The sequence below is a fragment of the Microbacterium sp. Gd 4-13 genome, assembly GCF_003095395.1.
In the GTDB taxonomy this organism is placed as follows: Bacteria; Actinomycetota; Actinomycetes; order Actinomycetales; family Microbacteriaceae; genus Microbacterium.
The window spans coordinates 282,905-304,302 of the sequence record NZ_QEIJ01000001.1; the positions used below are offsets into that span (position 1 = coordinate 282,905).

At 69.3% G+C, this 21,398-nt stretch carries 22 protein-coding genes and 1 tRNA gene; 16 read left to right on the plus strand and 7 right to left on the minus strand.

The features are described 5' to 3' along the window. The first annotated feature begins 9 nt into the window (after nucleotides 1-9). The 6 genes from eno to DEA06_RS01275 all read left to right on the plus strand — a co-directional run bounded on the left by eno (nucleotide 10) and on the right by DEA06_RS01275 (nucleotide 5,271). Nucleotides 10-1,290: a phosphopyruvate hydratase gene (eno, locus tag DEA06_RS01250; protein ID WP_116646149.1), complete on the plus strand. Its 1,281-nt coding sequence runs from the start codon at nucleotides 10-12 to the stop codon at nucleotides 1,288-1,290. A 34-nt stretch (nucleotides 1,291-1,324) separates the two neighbouring features. Then, on the plus strand, nucleotides 1,325-1,804 hold the full coding sequence (locus DEA06_RS01255) for a septum formation initiator family protein (protein WP_116646150.1): 480 nt from the start codon (nucleotides 1,325-1,327) through the stop codon (nucleotides 1,802-1,804). Nucleotides 1,805-1,863: 59 nt separating this feature from the next. Beyond that, nucleotides 1,864-2,382: a DUF501 domain-containing protein gene (locus DEA06_RS01260; RefSeq protein WP_116646151.1), complete on the plus strand. Its 519-nt coding sequence runs from the start codon at nucleotides 1,864-1,866 to the stop codon at nucleotides 2,380-2,382. After that, nucleotides 2,379-3,671 (plus strand): S8 family serine peptidase, encoded by a 1,293-nt coding sequence (locus DEA06_RS01265; RefSeq protein ID WP_116646768.1) that lies wholly within the window; start codon nucleotides 2,379-2,381, stop codon nucleotides 3,669-3,671. The genes DEA06_RS01260 and DEA06_RS01265 overlap by 4 nt, the downstream gene beginning before the upstream one ends. Nucleotides 3,672-3,684: 13 nt before the next feature. After that, a complete protein-coding gene (locus tag DEA06_RS01270) occupies nucleotides 3,685-5,094 on the plus strand; it encodes an FAD-dependent oxidoreductase (protein ID WP_116646152.1) in 1,410 nt (469 codons plus the stop codon). A gap of 104 nt (nucleotides 5,095-5,198) precedes the next feature. Then, a tRNA-Leu gene (locus DEA06_RS01275) sits at nucleotides 5,199-5,271 on the plus strand. A 23-nt stretch (nucleotides 5,272-5,294) separates the two neighbouring features. Here DEA06_RS01275 and DEA06_RS01280 read toward each other — a convergent pair. From DEA06_RS01280 to DEA06_RS01290, 3 genes are read right to left on the minus strand one after another with little or no spacing between them, the layout of a single operon-like run. Beyond that, entirely contained in the window at nucleotides 5,295-5,588 is a 294-nt protein-coding gene (locus DEA06_RS01280; RefSeq protein WP_116646153.1) for a DUF6510 family protein, read from the minus strand. A 2-nt stretch (nucleotides 5,589-5,590) separates the two neighbouring features. Further along, the gene (locus DEA06_RS01285; RefSeq protein ID WP_116646154.1) at nucleotides 5,591-6,307 is read right to left on the minus strand and encodes an FAD-binding oxidoreductase; all 717 of its coding nucleotides are present in this window, start codon (nucleotides 6,305-6,307) and stop codon (nucleotides 5,591-5,593) included. Further along, nucleotides 6,304-6,897 (minus strand): molybdopterin-dependent oxidoreductase, encoded by a 594-nt coding sequence (locus tag DEA06_RS01290; RefSeq protein WP_116646155.1) that lies wholly within the window; start codon nucleotides 6,895-6,897, stop codon nucleotides 6,304-6,306. Before DEA06_RS01290 ends, DEA06_RS01285 begins: the two co-directional genes overlap by 4 nt. A 157-nt stretch (nucleotides 6,898-7,054) precedes the next feature. Here DEA06_RS01290 and DEA06_RS01295 point away from each other — a divergent pair, with 157 nt between their 5' ends. The 4 genes from DEA06_RS01295 (at nucleotide 7,055) to DEA06_RS01310 (ending at nucleotide 11,514) form a co-directional block, all read left to right on the plus strand. After that, nucleotides 7,055-8,272 (plus strand): HAMP domain-containing sensor histidine kinase, encoded by a 1,218-nt coding sequence (locus DEA06_RS01295; protein WP_116646156.1) that lies wholly within the window; start codon nucleotides 7,055-7,057, stop codon nucleotides 8,270-8,272. Nucleotides 8,273-8,343: 71 nt separating this feature from the next. Beyond that, on the plus strand, nucleotides 8,344-9,552 hold the full coding sequence (locus tag DEA06_RS01300; protein ID WP_240606806.1) for an alanine racemase: 1,209 nt from the start codon (nucleotides 8,344-8,346) through the stop codon (nucleotides 9,550-9,552). Beyond that, nucleotides 9,549-10,862 carry a D-arabinono-1,4-lactone oxidase gene (locus DEA06_RS01305; protein WP_116646157.1) on the plus strand — a complete coding sequence of 438 codons (1,314 nt, stop codon included), beginning with the start codon at nucleotides 9,549-9,551 and terminating at the stop codon, nucleotides 10,860-10,862. The genes DEA06_RS01300 and DEA06_RS01305 overlap by 4 nt, the downstream gene beginning before the upstream one ends. Nucleotides 10,863-10,944: 82 nt before the next feature. After that, the gene (locus tag DEA06_RS01310; protein ID WP_116646158.1) at nucleotides 10,945-11,514 is read left to right on the plus strand and encodes a LemA family protein; all 570 of its coding nucleotides are present in this window, start codon (nucleotides 10,945-10,947) and stop codon (nucleotides 11,512-11,514) included. A 3-nt stretch (nucleotides 11,515-11,517) separates the two neighbouring features. On the opposite strand, the gene DEA06_RS01315 is transcribed toward DEA06_RS01310, so the two are convergent. Beyond that, entirely contained in the window at nucleotides 11,518-12,798 is a 1,281-nt protein-coding gene (locus tag DEA06_RS01315) for a crosslink repair DNA glycosylase YcaQ family protein (protein ID WP_116646159.1), read from the minus strand. 77 nt (nucleotides 12,799-12,875) lie between these two features. On the opposite strand from DEA06_RS01315, the gene DEA06_RS01320 reads away from it, so the two are divergent. Next, nucleotides 12,876-14,066, plus strand: coding sequence for an AI-2E family transporter (locus DEA06_RS01320; RefSeq protein WP_116646160.1), 1,191 nt, complete (start codon nucleotides 12,876-12,878; stop codon nucleotides 14,064-14,066). Next, nucleotides 14,063-15,289, plus strand: coding sequence for a threonine ammonia-lyase (gene ilvA / locus DEA06_RS01325; protein ID WP_116646161.1), 1,227 nt, complete (start codon nucleotides 14,063-14,065; stop codon nucleotides 15,287-15,289). The genes DEA06_RS01320 and ilvA overlap by 4 nt, the downstream gene beginning before the upstream one ends. Before the next feature lie 10 nt (nucleotides 15,290-15,299). On the opposite strand, the gene greA is transcribed toward ilvA, so the two are convergent. Together greA and DEA06_RS01335 are read right to left on the minus strand one after the other, a co-directional pair. Beyond that, nucleotides 15,300-15,791 (minus strand): transcription elongation factor GreA, encoded by a 492-nt coding sequence (greA, locus tag DEA06_RS01330; protein ID WP_116646162.1) that lies wholly within the window; start codon nucleotides 15,789-15,791, stop codon nucleotides 15,300-15,302. 99 nt (nucleotides 15,792-15,890) lie between these two features. Then, the gene (locus tag DEA06_RS01335) at nucleotides 15,891-16,283 is read right to left on the minus strand and encodes a DUF4307 domain-containing protein (protein ID WP_116646163.1); all 393 of its coding nucleotides are present in this window, start codon (nucleotides 16,281-16,283) and stop codon (nucleotides 15,891-15,893) included. Nucleotides 16,284-16,352: 69 nt separating this feature from the next. Here DEA06_RS01335 and DEA06_RS01340 point away from each other — a divergent pair, with 69 nt between their 5' ends. Beyond that, nucleotides 16,353-16,634, plus strand: coding sequence for a hypothetical protein (locus DEA06_RS01340; protein ID WP_116646164.1), 282 nt, complete (start codon nucleotides 16,353-16,355; stop codon nucleotides 16,632-16,634). A gap of 3 nt (nucleotides 16,635-16,637) precedes the next feature. Here DEA06_RS01340 and DEA06_RS01345 read toward each other — a convergent pair whose 3' ends face one another. Further along, entirely contained in the window at nucleotides 16,638-17,330 is a 693-nt protein-coding gene (locus DEA06_RS01345) for a hemolysin III family protein (RefSeq protein WP_116646770.1), read from the minus strand. Between the two features lie 150 nt (nucleotides 17,331-17,480). On the opposite strand from DEA06_RS01345, the gene DEA06_RS01350 reads away from it, so the two are divergent. The 3 genes from DEA06_RS01350 to DEA06_RS01360 all read left to right on the plus strand — a co-directional run bounded on the left by DEA06_RS01350 (nucleotide 17,481) and on the right by DEA06_RS01360 (nucleotide 21,045). Then, nucleotides 17,481-18,251 (plus strand): isoprenyl transferase, encoded by a 771-nt coding sequence (locus tag DEA06_RS01350; RefSeq protein WP_116646165.1) that lies wholly within the window; start codon nucleotides 17,481-17,483, stop codon nucleotides 18,249-18,251. Between the two features lie 137 nt (nucleotides 18,252-18,388). Further along, nucleotides 18,389-19,510, plus strand: coding sequence for an aminotransferase class V-fold PLP-dependent enzyme (locus DEA06_RS01355; RefSeq protein ID WP_116646166.1), 1,122 nt, complete (start codon nucleotides 18,389-18,391; stop codon nucleotides 19,508-19,510). A 179-nt stretch (nucleotides 19,511-19,689) separates the two neighbouring features. Continuing rightward, nucleotides 19,690-21,045, plus strand: coding sequence for a PhoH family protein (locus DEA06_RS01360; protein WP_116646167.1), 1,356 nt, complete (start codon nucleotides 19,690-19,692; stop codon nucleotides 21,043-21,045). Nucleotides 21,046-21,398: the final 353 nt, after the last annotated feature.

Below are 21,398 nucleotides of genomic sequence, written 5' to 3' on the forward strand. Positions count from 1 at the left end.
GAGTCCTCCGTGGCACTTATCGAGGCTGTCAACGCGCGCGAGATTCTGGATTCGCGCGGAAACCCGACCGTCGAGGTGGAGGTGTTGCTCGACGACGGCATCGTCCAGCGCGCGGCCGTTCCGTCCGGCGCATCCACCGGCGCCTTCGAGGCGTACGAACTCCGCGACGGAGACAAGAGCCGCTACGGCGGCAAGGGCGTCCTCAAGGCCGTCGCCGCGGTCGTCGATGAGCTCGGCCCCGCGCTCGAGGGCGTCGAAGCCAGCGAGCAGCGCATCGTCGATGAGATCCTCATCGAGACCGACGGCACCGAGAACAAGTCGCGCTGCGGCGCCAACGCCATCCTCGGCGTCAGCCTCGCCGTGGCCAAGGCCGCCGCCGACAGCGCCGACCTGCCGCTGTTCCGCTACCTGGGCGGACCCAACGCGCACGTCCTCCCCGTGCCGCTGTTCAACGTCATCAACGGTGGTTCGCACGCCGACAACGGCATCGACTTCCAGGAGTACTTCCTCGCTCCGATCGGCGCGGAGTCCTTCTCCGAGTCGCTGCGCTGGGGCACCGAGGTCTACCACGTGCTCAAGGGCCAGCTGAAGGCCGCCGGCTTCGCCACCGGCCTCGGCGACGAGGGCGGCTTCGCCCCCGACCTGCCCAGCAACCGCGAGGGGCTCGACTTCCTCATGGGCGCGATCGAGAAGGCCGGCTTCACGCCCGGCACCGACATCGCCGTGGGCCTCGACGTGGCCGCGACCGAGTTCTTCGCCGACGGCGTCTACACCGTCGAGGGCAAGTCGTGGTCGGCCGAGCAGCTGACCGACTACTTCGCCGACCTCGCCGCGAACTACCCGATCGTCACGATCGAAGACGCGCTGGCAGAGGACGACTGGGACGCGTGGAAGCTGCTCACCGACAAGCTCGGCACCCAGGTGCAGCTCGTCGGCGACGACCTCTTCGTCACGAACCCCGAGCGCCTCCAGCGTGGCATCGACCTGGGCGTCGCCAACGCCCTCCTGGTCAAGGTCAACCAGATCGGCACGCTCTCCGAGACGCTCGACGCGATCTCGCTGGCGACGCAGAACGGTTACCGTTCGATGCTCTCGCACCGCTCGGGCGAGACCGAAGACACCACCATCGCCGACCTCGCCGTCGCCGTGAACGCGGGTCAGATCAAGACCGGCGCGCCCGCCCGCAGCGAGCGCGTCGCGAAATACAATCAGCTTCTGCGCATCGAGGAGGAGCTGGGCGACGCCGGCGTCTTCGCCGGCCGCGGCGCCTTCCCGCGCTTCAAGGGCTGACACGCAGTAACACGCACGACGAGAGGGAGGAACCATGAGCGATCGGGTTCCTCCCTCTCGCACGTCCGGCCAGGGCGACCCTCGCGTCGACGTGCGCGCGTGGCTGGGCGGCATCCGCTTCTCCGGGTTCATGGTCATCATGCTCGGGCTCGTGGTGCTCGCCGTGTTCACCCTCGTGCCGACGGTCGGAACGTACGTCGATCAACGCCAACAGATCGCGGGACTCCAGGATGCTGTCTCGCTCAGCCAGTCCGAGGTGGACGACCTCGAAGCGCAGCGCGAGCGATGGACGGATCCCGCCTACATCACGACGCAGGCCCGTGAGCGTCTCTACTACGTCAAGCCAGGTGAGGTCGTCTATCTCGTCGACGACGACCTGCCCCCGTCGGCCCTCCCTCAGGACGAAGCTCCGGTGAGCGAGGACGTCGAGCAGACCCGCACCGACTGGATGGCACAGCTCGTGCGATCGGTCACGACGGCAGGTCTCGCCCAGACCGCGGTTCCCGCCCCCTGACATCGCGGTCGGCGCCGCCGATCGGCGTGAGGGGCGCGCCGCACGGTAGCCTGGGGTCGATGAGTACGCCGCCCTACCCGCCGGTCACCGACGCTGAGCTCGCCGTGCTCCGCGAGCAGCTCGGGCGCCCCGCGCGCGGCGTGGTCGGCATCGCCGCGCGTTGCGTCTGCGGCAACCCGACCGTCGTCGCGACCCTTCCGCGTCTCGACGACGGATCACCGTTCCCGACGTTCTACTACCTCACGCATCCGGCCGCCACGGCAGCGATGTCGACGCTCGAGGCGGATCACGTGATGCGCGAGTTCACCGACGAGCTCGCCGAGGACGACCTCGAGCGCGACGCGTACCTCCGCGCACACGAGGCGTATCTGCGCGATCGGGCCCAGTACGGCGAGCCCGAGGAGATCGCCGGTGTGTCGGCCGGTGGCATGCCGACACGGGTCAAGTGCCTCCACGCCCTGGCGGGCCACGCGCTCGCCGCCGGCCCGGGGGTGAATCCCATCGGCGACCGCGCACTCGAACGCTCCACCTGGTCGCCCGAGCAGTGCGTCTGCGTGAGTCCGGGAGCGGCGGCATGAAGCGCTTCGCCGCGGCCGTCCTCTCGATGGTCGTGGCGGGCACGCTGGTCGGGGCGGCGACCCCGGCTCCTCCCGTGGTCGACGATCCCGCCGACGGCGTGAGAGCGGCGGAGTACTGGCTCGATCAGTACGGCGTCCGCGAGGCGTGGAACACCACCCGCGGCGCCGGCTCGCGGATCGCCATCATCGACACGGGTATCGCGTCGGGGCCGGTGGAGTTCACCGGCGCTGTCGCCGGGGGTATCGACGTCTCCGGCGTGGGCACGCCCGACGGACGCACCCCGGTGGGCGGCACCGACCGCGCGCACGGCAGCTGGGTCGCGTCGCTCGCGGGCGCGCGGGGCACCGGTGACGGGCGGGGGATGATCGGCGTCGCCCCCGAAGCTGAACTGCTGTCCGTCTCCGTCGGGTTCGGCGGCACCTCTTCGGTGTCGTTCATCCAGCAGATCGCCGAAGCCATCCACTGGTCGGTCGACAACGGCGCCAACGTGATCAACCTCTCCTTCACGACGAACACCCTCGACTGGGATGAGACCTGGGACGAGGCGTTCCAGTACGCGTTCGACAACGACGTCGTCGTCATCGTCGCGGCGGGAAACCGCGGGAGCGGAACCAACCGCGTCGGCGCACCCGCCACGATCCCCGGTGTGTTGACCGTCGGGGGCGTCGATCCGTCGGGCGTCGCGAGTCAGGAAGCATCCACTCAAGGCATCACCATCGGGGTCTCGGCTCCCAGCGAGCGTCTTCTCGGCGTTTCGCCGAGCGGTCAGCTCGTCTGGTGGGACGGCACGAGCGGCGCGGCCCCGCTGGTCGCGGGGATCGCCGCCCTCATCCGCTCGGCGCACCCCGAGCTCGACGCCGACAACGTGATCAACCGACTGATCAAGACCGCCAGTCCCGTGCCCGGGATCGCCGCGCTGCCCGATCCCCTCTACGGGTACGGTCTCGTGAACGCCTCCGCGGCGGTCACCGCGCAGGTGGCGACCGTCGACGAGAGCCCGCTCGGGCTGACGCTGGAGGAGTGGATCCGCCTCTACCGCCGGGCCGACGCCGCGCCCGCGCCCGCGGTCACGCCGACCCCGGTGGAGGTGCCCCCGCTTCCCGATGCCGAGGAGCGTTCCTCGGAGGCTTCGCCGTTCGTCCCGAGCGGCGACACCCTGCTCTATGGGACGGTGCCGCTCGTGGCGGGCACGCTCGCGGCTATAATGATCTCGCTCGGCTTCACCGCTGCTGTCCGGCGCATCAGATCGGCGCGCGCATCTCGCGGGCCAAGCCGCACCATCATCTAGGAGTTCTTCCACCGTGACCAACACCGTTCCCAGGATCCTCATCGTCGGTGGCGGATACGCGGGGTTCTACACCGCGTGGCACTTCGAGAAGCGGTCCCGCCGCGGCGAAGCGGATGTCACGATCGTCGACCCGCTGCCGTACATGACCTACCAGCCGTTCCTCCCCGAGGTCGCGGCCGGCGCCATCGAACCCCGCCACGCCGTCGTCGCCCTGCGTCGCCACCTGAAGCGCACGACGGTCGTCACGGCGAAGGTCACCAAGATCGACCACGCGAACAAGGTCGCCACGATCACGCCCGCCGAGGGCGAGCCGTGGCAGCAGGAGTACGACCAGATCGTCGTCACCGCCGGAGCCGTCTCGCGCACCTTCCCGATCCCGGGCATCGCCGACAACGCGATCGGACTCAAGACCATCGAAGAGGCCGTCGCCGTGCGCGACCGCCTCATGTCGAACTTCGACCGTGCGTCGGTGCTCCCCGCCGGCCCTGAGCGCGAGAGACTCCTCACGGTCGTCGTCGTCGGCGGCGGTTTCGCCGGCATCGAGGTCTTCGCCGAGCTGCGCTCGCTGGCATCGGCGCTGCTGAAGGACTACCCGCAGCTGTCGTTCGACGAGACCCACTTCCACCTCATCGAGGCGATGGGGCGCATCATGCCCGAGGTCTCGCTGAAGACGAGCGAGTGGGTGCTGAAAGACCTCGCCAAGCGCGGCGCGTTCGTGCACCTCGACACGCAGCTGCAGAGCGCGGTCGACGGCATCGTGCAGCTGTCGACGGGCGAGACGATCCCGACCGACCTCATCGTCTGGACCGCCGGCGTCATGGCCAACCCGACCGTCGTGCGCGGCGGCGACCTGCCCGTCGAGGAGCGCGGACGCATCCGCACCCGTCCCGACCTGCGTGTCGGCACCGACGACGAGATCGTCGAGGGCGCCTGGGCCGCCGGTGACGTGTCGGCCGTCCCCGACCTCTCCGGTGGTGGTGTCGGCGGTTTCTGCGTGCCGAACGCCCAGCACGCCGTCCGTCAGGGCAAGCTCCTCGCGAAGAACGTGCTCGCGGTCGTCCGCGGCGAAGAGCCGAAGAACTACTTCCACAAGAACCTGGGAGCCGTCGCCGGCCTCGGTCTCTACAACGGCGTCTTCCAGTCGGGCAACATCGCTCTCAAGGGCCTCATCGCGTGGTTCGCCCACCGCGGTTACCACGGTATGGCGATGCCCTCGTGGGAGCGCAAGATCCGCGTGGTGTGGGGATGGATCAACAACTTCTTCCTCGGTCGCGACATCGTCAGCCTCGAGGCCGTCCAGACCCCCCGTGCCGTGTTCGAAGAGTTCGCCGCTCGTCCGAAGCCCCCGCAGCCCGCGGCGGTCGAGGAGTCGAAGCCGGCTGCCGAGAAAGCCGAGCCCGAGAAGGTCGCCGCCGCCGGCTGATCCGCCCGCGTCGTCGAACGAGCCGGTGCACCCTGCGGGGTGCCCGGCTCGTTCTGCACCGGCACTACGGTGGTGGTGTCGGCGACGTGCAGGTGCCGGCACCGGCCCCCGTAGCCCAATGGCAGAGGCAGGCGACTTAAAATCGCTTCAGTCTGGGTTCGAGTCCCAGCGGGGGCACATCCGAGCGGTCGGTTCGGCGCTCACCCGGCCGCGCCGGGGAACACCATCTCGAACGTTCCGATGCGCAGGGTGACGCCCTCCGGACGCCGCAGCAGCGTGAGCATCGTGTGGGTGCACGACCGGCATCGCACGATCGCGCCGGCCTCGTCGAGTTCGACGAGCGCTTCGGCGAGCACGCTCTGATCGCCGCACGTTCCGCAGGTGAGCTGCAGCAGGGTCGCATCGGACTGCAGGGCGTCGGACAGCAGTCCCGCGACCGCATTACCGTCGACGATCACGCTTTCGACCGTGTCGCCCGGTTTCACTCTGACCATCCCTATCCTCCGAATCGCTCGGTGCGCACGCGCGCGGGGTCGTGGCCGAGGGCGACCAGCGCCGTCGCGACCGTCTCGACGAAGCCGGTCGGACCGCACACGAACACCGCCGGCGACTGCGCGGGCGACCACGCAGCATCCCGCAACAGGTCTTGGCTCACGCGACCTGCCGGCCGCGTCCACCCGACCGGTGCCTCGCGCGTGTAGGCCCAGGTGACGTCGACACCGTCGCCGAGCGTTCCGATCTCGTCGCGGTACATGGCATCGTCGGGGCGCCGCACCGAGTACAGCAGACGGAACGGCGCCGCGGAGGCGGACGCGGCGCGTGCGCGCGCCATCGCGATCAGCGGAACGATCCCCGATCCGCCGGCGATGAGCTGCACGGGGGAGGGGTCGTCGTCGCGCCAGACGAAGTACGCGCCGAGGGGGCCCTTCACCTCGACGGCGTCGCCGGGGCGCGCGTCGAGCACGAGGTAGGGCGACACCTCGCCGTCCGGAACCTCGTCGACCCCCAGCTCGACCTGCTCACCGGGGCCGAAGGAGGCGATCGAATACGAACGGACGGCCTGATAACCGTCCTCGGCCGTCAGGCGAAGATCGAGGTGCTGCCCGGGGAGGTTGCCCGTCCACCCCGGCACGTCCAGACGCAGCACGCGCGCGCTCGGAGTCGAGGGCTCGATCGCGGCAAGAGTGGCTGGCAACCAGCCGCCGACGCTCACCAATAGCGTTCCTCGGTCCAGGGGTCGCCGTGCAGGTTGTACCCGTTCTGCTCCCAGAATCCCGGATCATCGTGCTTCTGCATGGTCAGTCCGCGCACCCACTTCGCGCTCTTCCAGAAGTACAGGTGCGGCACGAGCAGCCTCGCGGGCCCTCCGTGCTCGGGATCGAGCGGTTCACCGCCGAACTCGAACGCCACCCACGCCTTACCTCCGAGCAGGTCGGCCATCGCGATGTTCGTGGTGTACCCGCCGTACGAGTGCGCCATCGCGTAGGCGAAGTCGGTGTCGACGCCCGCGAAGAGGGTGTCGAGCGAAACGCCCCGCCACGAGGTGCCGAGCTTGGACCACCGGGTCACGCAGTGGATGTCGGTGTCGACCTCTTCGATCGGCAGATCGTGCAGCTGGTCCCATGACCAGGTGGTTGTCGTGTTCTTCTCGGTCTGGATGCTGAAGCTCCACTCCGCGGTATCGATCCGCGGGGTCGGCCCGGCGGAGAGTACGGGGAAATCCTCGGTCAGGTACTGGCCGGGAGGGAGCTTCGGGTCGGACTCGCGCCTGCGAGCCCTGAAGCCTCGGGAGAAAACGGCCATGAGGGTCCTTTCGGTCCGTCGGCGCGATGCATGCGCGCCCCGCACCAGGGTACGGCGCGGACGGCCCCGGCGGGAGAGACGTGCGGGCCCGACTCCCGACGGCCCCGTCCGCTAGTCTTTCCATTCAGGCGCATCAGAGTTGCTTTGGGGGGCAACCATGACCGTGACAGAACCGACGACCAGTGCGAGAACGCTCGTTCTCACCGAGACGGTCGACCGATTGTCGACCGCGACGAGTTCCGCTCAGGTCACCGCGATCGTCGCAGAAGCCGTGCGCGCTCTCACCGGGGCCGACGGAGCGACCTTCGTGCTCCGCGAAGACGACCAGTGCTTCTACGCCGACGAGAACGCGATCGCGCCGCTGTGGAAGGGCAGCAGATTCTCGGTGAACGCGTGCGTGAGCGGGTGGTCGATGCTGCACCGGCAGACGGTCGTCATCGCCGACATCTACGACGACGACCGCGTCCCGCACGATGCGTACCGACCGACCTTCGTCTCGAGCCTGTGCATGGCGCCCATCCGCTCGTCGGATCCGATCGGCGTCCTCGGCGCGTACTGGGCTGAGCCCCATGTCCCCGAGCCGGAGGTGGTGCGTCACCTGGAGGTGCTCGCCAACAGCACCGCGGTGGCTCTCGAGAACCTGGAGCTGCGGGGGGCCATCGCCCGCCGCAGCGCGGAACGCGACCAGGAGGCCGCGCGGGCGGACGAGCTCGATGCCGCCATGCACTCGCTGGTGCACGACCTGCGCGGGCCCCTCGGCGCAATGATGGGCTTCTCCGAGCTGGTCGCCGACGGCACGGCGACCGACGTCGCCAGCGCCGCCGCCTACGCCCACTCCGCGCTGGGCGCCGGTCGGCGCATGTCGGATCAGATCGACCGGATGCTGTCGGTCTACCGCCTCTCGACCGAACCGCTGCACGTCGAGCCGGTCGATCTGAGCGCGGTCGCGGAAGGGATCGCCGCCGACCTTCGTGTGCAGGGCCGCGCCCACGGCGTGACCATCGAGGTCGAACCGGCCATCCGGGTCTCGGCGGATCCCGCGATGGTGCACCTGCTGCTGAGCAACCTGTTCGACAACGCGGTGAAATACACCTCCACGACCGACGACGCGACGATCCGGCTGCGCTGCGTCGGATCGGACGGAGCGTTCCGCACGCTCGAGGTGAGCGACAACGGCGTGGGATTCGACGCCTCCGATGCCGACCGCGTCTTCCGTCCCCTCACGCGTCTTCACAGCGAAGACGAGTTCCCCGGCACCGGCCTCGGGCTCGCGTCGGTGTCGAGGATCGTCGCGCTCCACGGCGGGGCGGTCTCCGCGAGCGGGGCGAAGGGCGTCGGCGCTGTCTTCACGTTCTCACTGCCGACGGCGACCTGACCGCCGCGCTGCGGCCGATGGTTCTAGGCTGACCCCACACGCGGAGGGAGACGCACACGGTGTCGATCGATCTGATCTCTCGTCCGGCGGCGCACCCGCCGGCCTCGGAGCTCTGGCCGCACCTCGGCCGAGCCGTCTCGTCGGTGAGCGGTCCGTTGGCGACCATCCACCTGCCCGCACTCCGCTACAACGCGGCGGATCTGCTCGTCCGCGCAAGCGGGGTGCCGGTGCGTGTCGCGAGCAAGTCGGTGCGGGTGCGCTCGGTGCTCGACGCCGTGCTCTCGCTGCCCGGTTACCGGGGCATCCTCGCCTACACGCTCCCCGAGGCGCTGTGGCTCGCGGCCGACCACGACGACATCGTGCTGGGCTATCCGACCGTCGACAGGGAGGCCCTCTCGCGACTGGCGAACGACGACGAGGCCGCGTCGCGCATCACGCTGATGATCGACGATCCGGCCCAGCTGGATCTCATCGACGCCCTCGCGTCGCCGGGCGCGCGAACACGCATCCGGATCGCGATCGACGCGGATGCTTCCTGGCGGTCGGCCGTTCTCGGACATATCGGTGTGCACCGTTCGCCCGTGCACGAGCCGGCGGAGGTCGTCGCCCTCGCCCGCCGCATCGCCGACCGGCCCGGCTTCGATCTCGTCGGACTGATGATGTACGAAGCGCAGATCGCCGGGCAGGGGGACGACACGGGGGTCGCCGACCCCGTGATCCGCTGGATGCAGCGTCGCTCGGCGGCCGAGCTCCTCGAGCGCCGCGGGGCGATCGTCGCGGGTGTCCGCGACGTCGTGCCGCTCGAGTTCGTCAACGGCGGAGGGACGGGATCGCTGGAGGAGACGGCCTCCGACACGTCCGTCACCGAGCTCACCGCCGGGAGCGGTCTGCTCGGGGGCCACCTCTTCGACGGATACCGAGCGTTCCAGCCGGCGCCGGCTGCGGCGTTCGCGCTGGAGGTCGTACGCAAGCCCCGCCCCGACATCGTGACGGTGCTCGGCGGCGGGTGGATCGCATCGGGGCCGCCGCTGGCGTCGCGACAGCCTTTGCCGGTGTGGCCCGAAGGGCTGGCCATGTTCTCGCGCGAAGGGGCGGGGGAGGTGCAGACCCCGTTGCGGGGCGTCGCCGCGCGGGGCCTGCGGATCGGAGATCGCGTCTGGTTCCGCCACGCCAAGAGCGGCGAGCTCGCCGAACGGGTCGACCGCTACCTCCTCGTGGAGGACGACCGCGTCGAGGGTGAGGCGCTCACCTACCGCGGCGAGGGGAAGACGTTCCTATGACCCGTCCGGGTGGCGTCTGGCGCAACTGGGGGCGCTCGCAGAAGGTTCGGCCCCATCGCATCGAGTTCCCCGCCGACGAGGGTGCGGTCCGCCGCGCCGTGACCGCAGCATCCGCCCGTTCTCTCACCGTGAAGGCCGTCGGCGCCGGGCACAGCTTCTCGGGCATCGCCGTTGCGGCAGGCATCATGCTCGACCTGCGCGATCTCAGAGGCCTCATCGACGTCGACACCGATCGCGGACGCGTGCGTCTGCGCGCCGGAACGCGTCTGTGGGAGATCCCCGCCCTCCTGGCGCCGTACGGACTGGCGATGCCGAACCTCGGCGACATCGACCGGCAGACCGTCGCCGGAGCCATCTCGACCGGCACCCACGGCACGGGTCTGCGCTTCGGCGGCATCTCGACGCAGGTGGTCGGCGCGACCCTCGTCACCGCCGACGGCGAGGTGCTGCGTGTCGACGACGAGAGCAATCCCGAGCTGCTCCCGGCCGTGGCGGTGGGTCTGGGCGCGCTCGGGATCCTCGTCGACGTCACGCTGCAGTGCGTGCCCGCCTTCGTGCTCGACGCCACCGAGCGCCGCGAACCGCTCGCCGACGTCACCGGCTCTCTTCACGACCGCGTCGGCGCGGCCGACCACTTCGAGTTCTACTGGTTCCCCCACACGGACGACGCCGTGACGAAGGAGAACCAGCGGTTGCCGCAGGGGAGTCCCACCCGTCCCCTCCCGCCGGTGCGGCGATGGGTGGACGAGTCGCTTCTCGCGAACGGCGTGTACCGAGCGACGTGCGCGGTGGGCACGGTGGTGCCCGCAACGGTTCCGCCGGTGGCGCGTGTCGCCAGTGCACTGATGGGCAATCGCACGTACGCCGACCGTTCCCACCGCGTCTTCACGCAATCGCGCACCGTGCGGTTCCGCGAGATGGAGTACGCGGTCGCCCTCGACGACCTGCCTGCCGCGTTCGCCGCCGTGCGCGATCTCGTCACCGAGCGCGGGTGGCGCATCTCCTTCCCCGTCGAGGTGCGCGTGGCGGCCGCCGATGACGTGTGGTTGTCGACGGCGTCGGGGAGGGAGAGCGGTTACATCGCCGTGCACCGGTACTGGCGAGAAGACCCGACGGAGTACTTCGAGGCGGTCGGTGAGGTCATGCGCGGTTTCGCCGGACGACCGCACTGGGGCAAGGAACACTCGCTCGGTGCCGACGAACTCCGCGCGCTCTACCCACGATTCGACGACTTCCTGGCGGTGCGGGATCGGCTGGATCCGGATCGGCTCTTCGTCAATCCCTATCTGGCACGCGTGCTCGGTGAGTAACCCCTGGGAGGCGGGGTCGCGAGTCTTCTGCGTCGACCGCCGCGGCTAAGATGAGGAAAACCGTCGAACGGAGAACCCGGCAATGTGGGAATGGCTCATCCCCGTCTTGGCCGTCGTCGCCCTCGTGGCCATCGGCGGAATCTACCTCTGGGCGACGTATAACTCGCTGGTCCAGCTCAACGTCCGCGTCGACGAGGCGTGGAGCGACATCACCGTGCAGCTCAAGCGCCGGGCCGATCTGCTGCCGAACCTCATCGAGGCGGTGAAGGGCTACGCGGCCCACGAGAAAGCCGTGTTCGAGAACGTGACGCGGGCGCGCGCAGAGACCCTGTCGGCGACCGGACCGGCCGAGGCCGGCGTGGCGGAGGGGCACATGCAACAGGCCCTGAAGTCGATCTTCGCGGTGGCCGAGGCATATCCCCAGCTGCAGGCGAGCCAGAACTTCCTGCACCTTCAGCAGTCGATCGTCGATACCGAAGACAAGATCCAGGCATCGCGCCGGTTCTACAACGGTGGCGTTCGTGAACTGAACACCAAGGTCAAAGTCTTCCCGAACAATCTCTTCGCCCGCCGCCTCGGGTTCTCCGAGCGCGAGTTCTTCGAAGTGGTCGACGGCGCGGCGATCTCCGAGCCGCCCCGCGTTCAGTTCTGACCGTCAGACTCCGGGCTCTTCCGGCGCGAGCGCGAGGGCCTCGAGGGTCGTCGCTCGCTCGTGCCGACCCGCACCCGGAAGCGCTCGTGCGAGGTCGTCGGAGGCGTCGCCCCATCGTGAGACCGACACCCGTTCGAGCCCCTGCCACGCGGCGGCCAGACGTATCTCAGCGGCGATGCGGTCAGCGGCGTCGGACGGTCGCCGGTGCTCCCACCAGGCGGATTGCACGAGAAGAGTGCTCGCGGCGCGATCGGCCTTGAGGTCGATGCGTCCGACGATGTCGTCGTCGACGAGCACCGGGAGAGAGTAGTAGCCGTACCGGCGTTGCGGCGCCGGCGTGTAGATCTCGATGCGGTACTCGAAGTCGAAGAGGCGTTCCGCGCGGTCGCGGAACCACACCACAGGGTCGAACGGGGTGAGGATCGCCGCTCCGGTCAGGCGGCGCGGCAGCACCGCGTCGCGGTGCAGCCACGCCTTCGCGGGGCGTCCGCCGATCTCCCACCCCTCGACGGTGACACGGTGCAGCTCGCCCTGGTCGGTGAGCTCGTCGAGTGCGGTCAGCACGGCCCGGCGATCGCGGATGCGCCAGTAATCGGCGAGGTCGGATGCTGTCGCGACGCCGTAGGCGCGAGTCGCGCGCCGCACCAACTCTCGAATGGCATCGGGCCGCGCCACGGGCGATGCGAGTACGGAGGCGGGGATCACCTGTTCGGCGAGCGCGTAGCGACGTTCGAATCCTCGTCGCCCCGCGATGGCGACGTCGCCCACGAGCCACAGGTACTCGAGGGCGAGCTTGATGTCGTTCCAGCCCCACCACGGGCCGCGCTGACCGCCCGCGGCATCGTGTTCGATCTGGGCCGGCCGCAGCGGACCGCGAGAGGCGAGCTCGGCGCGCACCCACTCGACGATCTCGGAATGCGTCGCCATCCATGCGTCGGCCTTCTCGGCGTACTTGGCGCGGTGGTCGTCCATCCGGAAGCGGAACAGGCCCCAGTCATCGGCCGGGATGAACGCTGCGACGTGCGCCCAGAACTCGACGTACGAAGGTCTGCGCGAGAACAGCAGGCGATCGAGCAGGGCGGTGTCGTACGCACCCAGCCGTGAGAACAACGGCATGTAGTGAGAACGGGCGAAGACGTTGACCGAATCGATCTGCAGGGTCGCCATACGCGCGAGCACGGCGTTGAGCTGCCGCGTACCGACCGTCCCGGGACGAGGTCGCGCGAACCCCTGCGCGGCGAGGGCGATGCGACGCGCTTCCGCTCGTCCGAGGTTCTGTCTCACCGAGCCAGCCTATTGATGGCCACCGACACCGCGGCGGCCATGCCCGCCGCGGAATGCCCCGAGCCTAGACTGAGTGGATGAGCGATCCCGCCCCCGAATCCCGCGGTTCGTTCCTCGACGCGCTGCGTCGCCGCACGGTCACGATCGACGCCCCGAGCGCCGTGCCGAACGCCCTGCGCATCGCGACCTCCTACGCGTGGCGACTGCTCGTGCTCGCCGCCGCGATCGGTGTCGTGATCTGGCTGGTCATCCAGCTCAAGCTGCTGGTCATCCCGCTGCTGATCGCGATCCTCATCACGGCTCTGACCTGGCCCGCGTTCACCTTCATGCTGCGCCACCGGTGGCCCCGGTGGCTCGCCATCGTCGTGACGGTCATCGGCACGATGGCGATCGTCGGCGGACTGTTCTGGGTCGCCGTGTGGCAGATCACCCGCGACTTCCGCTCGGTGCAGGAGCGCACCGTCGCGTCGGCCCAGCAGTTCCGTCAGTTCCTCATCGACGGACCCCTGCATCTGACGGCGGCCCAGATCGACGACGGGCTCGCGCAGGCGATCGACTTCGCGCAGCAACAGGCCCAGGTGCTCTGGACCGGGGCGCTCGCCGTCGGTAGCACCGTCGGGCACGTGGCCACCGGACTCCTCCTGACCATCTTCATCCTCCTGTGCATCCTGGCCGACGGTGGACGCATCTGGCAGTGGACGACGCGTCTGTTCCCGAAGGACGCCCGTCCGGCCGTCGACGGAGCCGGACGCGCGGGCTGGCGCACCGTCGTGACCTACGCCCGGACGCAGCTGCTCGTCGCCACGATCGACGCGGTCGGCATCGGGCTCAGCGCCCTCTTCCTGGGCGTGCCGCTGGCCATTCCGATCGGCGTGCTCGTGTTCCTCGGCGCTTTCATCCCGTTCGTGGGCGCCGTCGTCACGGGTGCCGTCGCCGTGTTCATCGCCCTCGTCTACAACGGGCCGTGGATCGCCCTGTGGATGCTCATCTTCGTGTTGCTCGTGCAGCAGATCGAGAGCCACATCCTGCAGCCGATCCTGATGGGCTCGGCGGTGAAGGTGCATCCGCTCGCGGTCGTGCTGGTCGTCGCCGGTGGCGCCATGGTCGGCGGCATCCCCGGGGCACTGTTCGCGGTTCCGCTCGCGGCGTTCGTGAACGTCGTCGCGGTCTACCTGTCGTCACGGGCCTGGACGACCGTGGGCGAGCAGCCCCTCACGGGAGATCTGATCTGGAGCACCGTGCCACGCAAAGAGAGAAAAAAGGCATGACCGATCCCACCCTGGCCGAGTTCGAAGACGCGGCCGCCTCCCTTCGCGGCATCATCACGCGCACCCCGCTCGACCAATCGCAGCACCTCAGCGACCTCCTCGACGTGCCGGTGCATCTGAAGCTCGAGAACCTGCAGCGCACCGGATCCTTCAAGATCCGGGGGGCCACCTACCGTTTGTCACGTCTCACGGCCGACGAGCGTGCGCGAGGCGTCGTCGCCGCCTCGGCGGGCAATCACGCTCAGGGCGTCGCTCTCGCCGCGCAGCAACTCGGCATCCCCGCGACGATCTTCATGCCGCTGGGCGTGCCGTTGCCGAAGCTGCTGGCAACGCGCGGGTACGGCGCCGAGGTGATCCTCGAGGGCGACACGGTCGAGACGCCGCTGCGGCTGGCGGCGGAGTTCGCCGCGCAGACCGGTGCGGTGCTCATCCACCCCTTCGATCACCGTGACATCGTCGTGGGGCAGGGAACGCTCGGTCTCGAGCTCATGGACGACCTCCCCGACCTCGAGACCGTCATCGTGGGCATCGGCGGGGGAGGCCTCGCGGCCGGAGTGGCCGCCGCCGTCAAGGCTCGCGCCGCCGCTGAAGGACGCACCGTGCGGGTCATCGGGGTGCAGGCCGAGAACTCCGCGGCGTACCCGTCGTCACTCGCCGCGGGGCGTCCGCTCCAGGTCGAGACCCGACCGACCATCGCCGACGGCATCGCGGTCGCCCGCCCCGGCGATCTGCCGTTCGCCCTCATCAGCACGCACCTCGACGACGTGGTCACCGTGACCGAAGACGACATCGCCCGCGCGCTCCTCGTGCTGCTGGAGCGGGCGAAGCAGGTGGTCGAGCCGGCCGGCGCGGTCGGGGTCGCGGCGATCCTTGCGGGCAAGGTCACCGCCTCCGGTCCGACCGTGTCGATCCTGTCGGGCGGCAACATCGATCCGCTGCTGCTGCAGCGCGTCGTCGCGCACGGGCTCGCAGCATCCGGTCGCTACATGACCCTGCGCATCCCGCTACCCGATCGTCCGGGGCAGCTCGCGCGGGTGTCGGAGCTGCTGGCGCAGGTGGGGGCGAACGTGGTCGAGGTGATGCACACCCGTCACGGTCAGGGCATGCAGATCAGCGAGGTGGTGCTGCAGCTGAGCGTGGAGACGCGGGGCGAAGACCACCGTGGTCTCGTGATCAGCACGCTCGAAGAGGCGGGGTTCACCGCCACCGTCTCGCGCGACTGACGACGCCGGGCTACTCGCCGGAGTAGGTCTCGACCTTGACGACCTCGACCGGGATCTCGCGGCCGTTGGGCGCGGTGTACGTCACCTTCGCTCCCTCGCTCTGGCCGAGGATCGCGGCTCCGAGCGGGGAGGCCTCGCTGTAGACGTCGAGTTCGGAGTCGACGGCGATCTCGCGATTGCCGAGGAGGAAGCGCTCTTCGCCCCCCGCGACGATGGCGGTCACGATCGTTCCCGACTCGACCACGCCGTGGCTCTGCGGGGCTTCGCCGACCGTGGCGTCCTTCAGCAGCGCTTTCAGGGTGCGGATGCGTGCTTCCTGCTTCCCCTGCTCGTCCTTCGCGGCGTGGTAGCCGCCGTTCTCCTTGAGGTCGCCCTCTTCGCGAGCCGACTCGATGCGCTTCGCGATCTCCTCGCGGCCGGTCGTCGACAGGTGTTCGAGTTCGTTGGCGAGGCGGTCGTAGGCATCCTGGGTGAGGAACGTCACCGGGGCGTCGCTGGACACGGTCGGTCTCCTTGGTCGTCGTGGGGCGTCGATAGCGACGCCCTCAATTCAAAACGCCCCGGCGTCGGCCAGGGCGTCGATCGAATGTGGGTCCTGAGTTTACGTGACCCAGCAGCTGTTGACCAAACCATTGGTTGCCAGGGCGACCGTCGGGATCTCCTCCGAGAAGGCCCGTGCATGCGTGTCGACCGCGGGATACTCCACGACCCGCCAGCCCACGATCCCGTGCTCCTCGTCCTGCGCCTCCAGCACGCACGCGACTCCACGACCCGGGGGAGAGGTGATCTGGAACGTCACCGAAACCGTGTGCGCGTCGACGACCTCGTAGGCGGTGAGGTTGTCGTCGATCTCGTCGATGGAGCGCGCCACGGTGCCCCAACCGACCCATCCGATCAGCCCGACCGCGACGGCCCCGACGACGGTCCAGCCGATCGCCCGACGTCCGCGCGAGCGTCGCCGTCCGTACCGTTCGTCGAGCATCTGCTGGGTCATCGCTACCTCGGGTCGGAACTAGGCTGGAACTCCAGGTTAAGCGCTACCCGCGCAGAACGAGGATGTGTGATGTACGCCGCGATTCTTCTCGCCGCAGTGACCCCCGAGCCCAGCGCGCCTCCGGCCGAACTCGTCACCCCCGGACCGTGGGGCTTCGCTGCCATCGCGTTCATCGCCGTGGCGGTGTTCCTGCTCGTCTGGGACATGCTGCGCCGCATCCGTCGCGGACGGTATCGCGCCGAGGTCAACGAAGACCTGGATGCTGCGGAGGCGCAGGCGAGGGCGGCAGAGGAAGCATCCGACACCGACGACCAGGACATCGATCCGCGCGACGATCGCTTCCGTCGCTGAGGGTCATCCCGCGTGGAACGCGGGGTGCAGCACGATGAGCAGGGACGCGGTCCAGTGGCAGAGGAACGCCAGCACCGTGCAGACGTGGAAGATCTCGTGGAAGCCGAAGTGGCCGGGCCACGGGTTCGGACGCTTCAGCGCGTAGATCACCGCGCCACCGGAGTACAGCACACCGCCGATGACGACGAGCACCATCATGGCGACGTTCGCGGCGAACAGATCGCCCATGTACATCACGGCTGCCCATCCGAGCGCGAGGTAGAGGGCGACGTAGAGCCATCTCGGCGCGTTCAGCCAGAACACGCGGAAGAAGATGCCCAGGATGGCGCCGCCCCAGACGATCGACAGCAGGATGATCGCCTTGTCGGTCGGGAGGGCGAGCACCGACAGCGGCGTGTAGGTGCCGGCGATCAACAGCAGGATGTTCGCGTGGTCGATGCGCTTGAGGATCGCGCGGGTTCTGGGCTTCCAGTGGAAGCGGTGGTAGAGCGCGGAATTGCCGAACAGCAGCAGCGAGGTGGCCATGAAGACCACCGACGCCCACTTCGCGGGAGCCCCCTGTGCCACAGCGATGAGGACGATGCCGGCGGCGATGGCGACGGGAAAGGTTCCGGCGTGGATCCACCCGCGCCAGGTCGGCTTCAGCTCGTCCTGCGCGCCGACCGCCGCCGCCTCGATGAGGGGCAGCTGCGGCATGTCGGGGCCGTCGTCGTCGGCCGCGCGGGAGGAGGCTGGGCGGGTCACGCAACGAGCCTACGTCCGGGTGTATGCCGCTGAGCGCACGCTGTGCGGTTCCGCATGGACTGCACAGGTCGGGGGTAGCGTAGGGGCGTGACGGAGAACGGGATGAACGAGGGCAGAGGACCTCTGTACCGCCTCTACATCAATCGACTCCGCCGCCGATTGACGCCCGACGTGGTTCCCCACCACGTCGCGATGATGATCGACGGCAACCGTCGGTGGGCCCGACAGCTCGGGTTCGATTCCGCCGCGCACGGCCATCGAGCGGGTGCGGCGAAGATGCGCGAGTTCCTCCGTTGGTGCGACGATCTCGGGGTCGGCGTCGTCTCGCTGTACCTGCTCTCCAACGACAACCTCGTCAAGCGCGACTCCCGTGAGCTCGCCGATCTCCTGGAGATCATCGCCGAACTGGCCGACGAGGTCTCCCGCGAGCCGAACTGGCGGGTGCAGCACGTGGGTCGCGCCGCCCACCTGCCGACCGAGCTCGCGCGAGTGCTCGCCGAGTCGGCGGACCGCACCCGTGCTCACACGGGTCTGCACGTGAATCTGGCGGTCGGCTACGGCGGACGCAGCGAGATCGTCGACGCCGTGCGCAGCATCATCGCCCAGCACGACAGCGAAGGCGGCTCGCTCGAGCAGCTCGCCGCGAGCCTCACGCCCGAGCAGATCGGCGAGCACCTCTACACGGGCGGGCTGCCCGACCCCGACCTCGTGATCCGCACGTCGGGCGAGCAGCGGCTCAGCGACTTCCTGCTCTGGCAGAGCGCCCACAGCGAGTTCTACTTCGTCGAAGCCCTCGGCCCCGACCTGCGCGAGGTCGACTTCCTGCGCGCCGTCCGCGACTTCGCCAAGCGCGACCGTCGCTACGGCGGCTGAGGCTTCCGCGAAACCGCAGCGGCGCGCCGAGACCCGCGCATGATGGCAGGGTGTCGTCGCGCAGACCGGCTCTCGCGGTCACCGGCGAGCGGTCACCGGCGAGCGCAGTGGCGAGCGGAGTGGGAGAATAGCCGTTTGTGACCGACTTCGATACCTACGTGCACTCCTTCGGCGACGAGACGGGGTATCTCGATTGGGCGTCCTTCGGCCCGCTCGCCCCCTCCGTGGTGGCGGAGACGAACGCTGACGCCGAGCTCCTCGCGTCGGGTCGGCGATCGAGCATCGACCTGGTGGTCGATCACATCGCTGAGGCCGGTGCCGCCGTGGCCGAGGTGCTGGGCGCACCGGCCGAGCAGGTCGTGCTGCAGCCCTCGACGGCGCATGGCCTGATGCAGGCGATCTATGCCCTCCGTGGCACGCTGCTGCTCTCGTCGGCCGAGTTCCCGAGCCTGACGGTCGCCGCGGCGCGCTCGGCCGCGGTCGGGGGCGCACAGGTCTCATGGATGCTGCCGCCGGCCGGGTTCGTGACTCCGGAGGTCGTCCGCGACGCCCTCACCGACGATGTGACCGCGGTGGCCGTGAGCCTCGTCGACTTCCGCACCGGCTACCTCGCCGACCTCGCCGCCATACGTGACGTGATCGGCGACCGATTGCTCATCGTCGACGCCGTCCAGGGATTCGGTGTGGTCGAGGCGGACTTCGCCGCGGCCGATGTCGTGTGCGGCAACGGGTACAAGTGGCTGCGCGCGGGCCGGGGCACCGGCTACTCCTGGTTCGGCGATCGCGCACTCGATCGGCTCGACCCCGTTCTCTCGGGATTCACCGGAACCGAAGCGGAGGGACTGCCGCTCGACGAGGTGCCGCCGCCGGTGCACCAGGCTCGCGCCTTCACGGTGAGCGCGTTCGACTCGCTGGCCGCGGGTCGCCTCAAGACGGCGGTGACCGACATCCGAGATGTCGGCGTCGCCGCGATCGGCTCCCGTGTCGCCGAGCGAGCCGCCGACGTCTTCGCCCTGGCCGAGCAGCACGGCATCCCCGTGACGACACCCCGCGATCCCGCGCACCGTGCCGGCATCATTGCGCTCGCCCCCGGCGCCCAGGACGCCGCGCCGTTGGCCGCCGCCCTGTCGAACCACGGTCTGGCCGTCACCGTCCGCTCGGGCGGGATCCGGATCGCCGTGCACGCCGGTACCAGCCCTGACACTCTGCGCCAGCTCGGTGATGCCATGGCCGCGTTCGCGGCGTCGCGGGTGTGGTGAGGAAGTTCACCTACTCGTAACGCGAACCGAGGGGCGTGTCGCTGCGCGCCCGGTGGGTTCCGTCGTAGCTTGATCGCATCGGGCAAGGCGCCCGTTCGAGTCGGCCTTCTGGATCGCGACTCGTGACCCCTGGTCGACTCGTCGCTTTCCGGGAAAGTGTCCCGGGTCGGGAGTGGGTTGTGAGCGCACGAGCACCTCAGAAGCAGCGTCTGGAGAACACCGCGGAAGACGCGTCGACGGAGCAGGACCTCCGCACGTACGTGCTCGACACGTCTGTTCTCCTCAGCGATCCGCGCGCCATCTTCCGCTTCGCCGAGCATTCCGTCGTGATCCCGGTCGTCGTCGTGACCGAGCTCGAGGGAAAGCGCCACGACCCGGAGATCGGATACTTCGCGCGCCAGGCTCTTCGCCACCTCGACGAGCTGCGGATCGAGCACGGGCGGCTCGACTTCCCGGTGCAGGTCGGCACCGGGGGGACCTTCCGCGTCGAACTCAACAACACCGATCCTTCGGTGCTGCCCTCGGGTATGCGGCTCGGCGACAACGACAGTCGCATCCTCGCCGTGGCGATGCATCTCTTGCAGGACGGCAGCGAGGTCACCGTCGTGTCGAAGGATCTTCCGATGCGGGTCAAGGCCGCATCTCTCGGTCTCTCGGCGGAGGAGTACCTCGCGGAGCAGGCCGTCGACTCGGGCTGGACGGGCATCGCGACGATCGACGTCTCCGGCGACGACATCAGCGACCTCTACGAGAGCGAGGTCGCCGTCAGCGACGACGTCGTCGGCCTTCCGGTCAACACGGGGCTGATCATCCACTCCGAGCGGGGCTCTGCCCTGGGCCGGGTGACCGGCGACGGCGGGTACAAGCTCGTGCGGGGAGACCGCGACGTGTTCGGGCTGCACGGCCGCTCGGCCGAGCAGCGCATCGCGATCGACCTGCTGACCGACCCCGAGGTCGGCATCGTTTCGCTTGGCGGGCGTGCGGGTACCGGCAAGTCGGCTCTTGCCCTGTGCGCTGCCCTCGAAGCCGTGCTCGAGCGGCAGGAGCAGCGGAAGATCATCGTCTTCCGACCGCTCTTCGCCGTCGGCGGCCAGGAGCTGGGGTACCTGCCGGGCGACGCTCAGGAGAAGATGAACCCCTGGGGGCAGGCCATCTTCGACACGCTCGGCTCGGTCGTCTCACCCAACGTGGTGGAGGAGGTCGTCGCCCGCGGCCTTCTCGAGGTGCTTCCTCTCACGCACATCCGGGGGCGGTCTCTTCATGACGCGTTCGTGATCGTCGACGAGGCGCAGTCGCTGGAGCGCAACGTGCTCCTGACCGTGCTCAGCCGCATCGGACAGAACTCGCGTGTCGTGCTCACCCACGACGTGGGCCAGCGCGACAACCTCCGCGTGGGCCGTCATGACGGGGTCGCGTCGGTGATCGAGACCCTGAAGGGGCACGCTCTCTTCGGCCACGTCACGCTGACGCGCTCCGAACGGTCGGCGATCGCCGCTCTCGTCACCGAGCTGCTCGAAGCGGGGGAGCTCTCCTGAGCCGCATCCCGCGCTGAGGCGCATCATGACAAGGGCGGGATGCTGCAGCATCCCGCCCTTGTCATTGCGGGGCGGCGTGCAGTGAACATGAGAGGACTCTCACCTCGGGTTCCTCGGGTTCTCACGCGTCGAGATGAGGATGGACAGCAGCGAGGGAAACCTCTCTACCGCCCACCGGCGGATTCCCCCACAGAGGTACGGGCCCATCGGGTCCGCCACGGAGAAGGAGTCATCGCGATTCGGGTATCGCGACAGGCATGCGAGATCTTCCCCCAAAGATCTCCGACTCTCCCATAGCCCCCGGCGTCCCCCAGCGCCGGGGGCTCTCTCTGCCTGCGGGTGGCTCTTTACAC